The 3,978-nt window shown below is 40.7% G+C and carries 3 protein-coding genes; 2 read left to right on the top strand and 1 reads right to left on the bottom strand.

From position 1 onward, the window contains the following. The first annotated feature begins 498 nt into the window (after positions 1-498). Together nrdD and QVB70_RS12515 are read left to right on the top strand one after the other, a co-directional pair. Positions 499-2,766, top strand: a complete 2,268-nt coding sequence (gene nrdD, locus QVB70_RS12520) for an anaerobic ribonucleoside-triphosphate reductase (protein WP_287586761.1) — start codon at positions 499-501, stop codon at positions 2,764-2,766. A gap of 216 nt (positions 2,767-2,982) precedes the next feature. Next, entirely contained in the window at positions 2,983-3,354 is a 372-nt protein-coding gene (locus QVB70_RS12515; protein WP_287586759.1) for a hypothetical protein, read from the top strand. A gap of 61 nt (positions 3,355-3,415) precedes the next feature. On the opposite strand, the gene QVB70_RS12510 is transcribed toward QVB70_RS12515, so the two are convergent. Continuing rightward, positions 3,416-3,978 (bottom strand): FGGY-family carbohydrate kinase (locus QVB70_RS12510; protein ID WP_287586756.1); only part of this gene is annotated, 563 nt, incomplete at its 5' end.

The raw sequence follows: 3,978 nt of genomic DNA, 5'->3' as shown, positions 1-3,978 counted from the left end.
CCTCTACTTGTTGGGGGGATGAATCGTGTTACGTGTTCACTTTCACAGTGGTCCCCAACACTTAAATAAGGTGTGGTACCTCTGGTAGTTAGAATTGAGCTGAGGTCACACTCGCCACTTCTCATATTAATCATGCATTCAGGGCAGGAACTGCCCGTAGAGCCTGTTTGACATGTCCCGTTGGGGAATGAATGATTCAGGAAGCCAGCCTACTTGTAGGGTGGTAGTTCACTGCTATCCAATGTCCTATGTATAGTTTGGGTATTTTTGTCGGGATGATTGCACAAAATCATTAGAGAAAATGAACATCAAGAGATACTGAGCGCGCCTACCTGTAATGAAAACCTTTATAGCAATGAAACTACAATAGACGTCTATGTTTTCAGTGTGCTAAAGGCATATATTTGTGTATCATGCATATAGCACACATGTCGCGCGCTAGAATTATATATATTCGTTTTATAAAGCAAAATATGAAGTGAAAGAGGGGATTGCTAGATGGTCGCAGCTAAGATAAGCTTATCACAGATGAAATTAGATAACTGGCTCAAAGTTGTTCAGAAGGAAGAAAAGGGCACGATACTCGTGAGAACAAGTAGTGGACTTCTTGAGCCATTTAATCCCGATAAAATTGTGAAATCATTATTAAAAGAAACTGCTTATGTATCAGAGCAATATTCTGATGTCCAACCACTAATTGTGACCGAAGCACGTGAGTTGGCCAAGAGTGTAAAGCGACACATAAAAAATCTTCCTTTTGTTTCTGCTCCCCTTATCAGAGAGTTAGTTTGCACTTTAATGCTGCTAAAAGCAAAGAAGGATCCCCGATATGCAGTTTATCGTAATTTCTACACCCGTGTTGGGACTCCCATTTATGATTATCTACAAATTATCCAAGGGGGAGGCTATGAAGCTAGAGAAAATGCTAATCTTCAGCCAAATCCAGAAACCGTTCACAAAAAGATTGCTGACAAAACTGCCAAAGATGCAAATATGTTAGCCGTGCTTCCACACGAAATTGGGGATGCACATCTCACCAAACGGATTCATGTTCATGATTTAGAATATTTAGCGACTCGCCCTTTCTGTCAAAACTGGGATTTACGATATTTTCTTTATGGAGGTTTACTTCCCGATGGTACTGGACTGCATACAGCTGTAGCTGGCCCACCTAAGCACCCTGAAGTTGCACTTTTGCACTCTGTAAAGGTAATGGCTGCAGGGCAGACAAATTTTGCTGGTGGGCAAGGTCTGTATAATTATCCAGTCTATATGGCACCTTATTTGAGGGGATTAAGTTATGATCACATAAAACAATTGGCGCAGATGTTGTTCTACGAAATTGGGCAAGCGTATGTTGCTCGTGGCGGACAATTGATGTTTGCGAGTTTGCAAATGCCACCTGGGGTGCCCGAAGTATATAGAGACTTGCCTGCAGTTATGCATGGCAAAGTATTGGAAGACACTTATGGAAACTATGAAGAAGAAGTGCAAAAATTTGTTCAAGCAGTTTTTGAAGTGGCATTAGAAGGGGACTACTGGCATAAACCCTTTGTGTTTCCGAAACTAGAAGTTCTCTATGACAAAGAATTCTTAGGAAAAGAATACGAGGATTATTATCGTTTAGTACATGAAGTTGTTGCGAAATATGGAACTCCATACTTCGAGAACAGAATCCCAAGTTATAGAAGTGGTATCGGGGATAATGAGGTCAAAATAGGTTGTTATCAATGCTGTGCATATGATCAAAGTACATCGGACAAGGAAGATCCTCAGTTTTGGGACAAACTGTATTTTAAAGATGGAGCACATTTCAGCTGGGGCGCTTGGCAAGTAGTATCATTAAACGCACCGCAACATGCGTACCTTGCGAAAGGAGATGACGCACAACTATTTGAAGAACTGGAAAAGTCAATGAGGATGGCGTTACGCGTTTTCGCGATAAAAGAGCGCTGGATGAAGTCACAAATGAACAGAGGGCTCCTCCCCTTTATGACTCAGACTCCAAGAGTGAATGGACATTCCTTACCACCGGCAGTAGATCATACCCAATTAAGGCACGTCTTTGGACTGGTTGGCGTCAACGAATTAGTTCAATATCACACGGGATATCAACTTCACGAGGATAATTCTGCACTCAGATTTGCCCTTAGATTCATAGTGGAAATGGAACGAATCAAAGAGATGTTACAGGAGGAAAGTGGACTACTATTAGCTTGTGCACGAACTCCCGCAGAAAGCACAGCGCAGAAAATGGCAATTTCAGACCTTGTTCATTTCAGGGAACAGGCAATACAAGTAGTAAAAGGCGACTTGAGTAGCATTGGAGCGAATGGCACAAAAAATGTAGATCTTCCCGTGTATTACAGCAATGGAACCCATGTTACAGTAGACGCAGAAATCCCACTTTCAAAGAAGATGTCGATTGAAAACAAATTTTTCCCAGCTCTTTCGGGAGGAAATATCTTTCACGTTTGGTTAGGCGAAGCACATCCCGACCCCGAAGCCTTGATGCAAGTAACACGCAGGATGTTTACTGAAACAGCAATCGGTTATATGGCTTATACAAAGGATATGAGCGTATGCCGGGAATGTAATTCAACATCTGGCGGTTTATTAGATCAGTGCCCAATTTGCAATGGTCGAAACTTGGAATGGTATAGTAGGATAACTGGTTATTACCAAGCAGTAAGTGGTTGGAACGCAGGGAAAAAACAAGAACTAAAAGATCGATATAGAATGAGGCAGCGTCAACTAGCCTCCTAGGGCGGAGCGATCCACCCCTTTCATCCACTCTTTTTTCAAATTTGGACATTTGTAGACATTTTTTATATTTACTGCTGAGGAAATTGCATTTTTTCTCACAATACATGATTTAACAAATTCGAATGATTTTTCCGTAAATGGACACTGATATTGTCAAAAGCGAGGGAAAACAATAAATATTACGGAATAGTGAATTCTGTGAAAAGAGGGATAGTTTTGAGCGAAGAAAAGAGATTAATTGACAGAATTCTCCAAATTCGAGATGCTGCTATTGAGGCAATAAAGGATATAGCTGAAAGATTAGTTGCTAAATATCAAGTCAGCCTACAGATTACAGGGAAAATAAGTGAGACAGGAGTAGACACTACGTTTAATATAAATTTGGATGAAATTCAGAAGCTTACAATAGAAGGAGAGAGACGAAGAGTCCTTGAAAGACTTATCACTCGGATTAAGAAAAGGCTAGAAGGTTTCGATGAATCACTGTTACAGGATGTTATGGAAATGGAGAATATGTCACTTTCATTCGGTATTAAAATTCCATTTGTTGCTGAAGGTTGTATAAACATCTACATCTATAAAAAATAAGAATTCTACCTGAAAAATGGTGTATCTCTAGCGTCTTTCAGGAAGAAAACAATCTTTGAAATTATGTACCCAACTGAAATTGCGATATCTCTTTGAAGATATCATTGAGCGCCCAATACGTCTTTTTATACGTCTTGTAGAGTTTTGTATAGGTGTCTAAATTCTTTTCATCTGGCATTAGGACTTCTTCTTTGAATTTTACGAATTTCTGTACTGCATCATCCACTGATTTGTATAATTTCACTCCTACTGCAGCGAGTACAATTGCCCCTATGGTTGAAACGTCTTCACTTACGGGTGATACAATAGGTTTTCCTAGAGTGTCGGCTTTGATCTTTCTCCAAAGTGCACTCCGAGAGCCTCCACCAGTAGCAATTATTTTACTTACAGGAAAGCCTAATTCCTCGAATCGCTCGATAACATCACGGGCGTAATAGGTACTGCCTTCCATAATCGCACGTGTAAAGTGCGCTCTGGTATGTCCAAGAGTGAAACCAAGAAATGTACCTCGTGCAGTCGAACTCCATTCCGGTGTTATAGATCCCGTGGTCCAAGGAAGGAATATAAGTCCTTCACTACCAGGCGGGATCGCCGCTGCCTTTTCATCCATGATCCAATAAGGAT

This window comes from Candidatus Borrarchaeum sp. (assembly GCF_019058535.1).
In the GTDB taxonomy this organism is placed as follows: domain Archaea; phylum Asgardarchaeota; class Sifarchaeia; order Borrarchaeales; family Borrarchaeaceae; genus Borrarchaeum; species Borrarchaeum weybense.
Note: the sequence above shows the minus strand (reverse complement) of the source record. Positions and strands in the feature narration are given on the sequence as shown.

Coding starts and splice junctions, on each gene's coding strand:
- nrdD (WP_287586761.1), top strand. CDS start 499: ATGGTCGCAGCTAAGATAAGCTTATCACAGATGAAATTAGATAACTGG.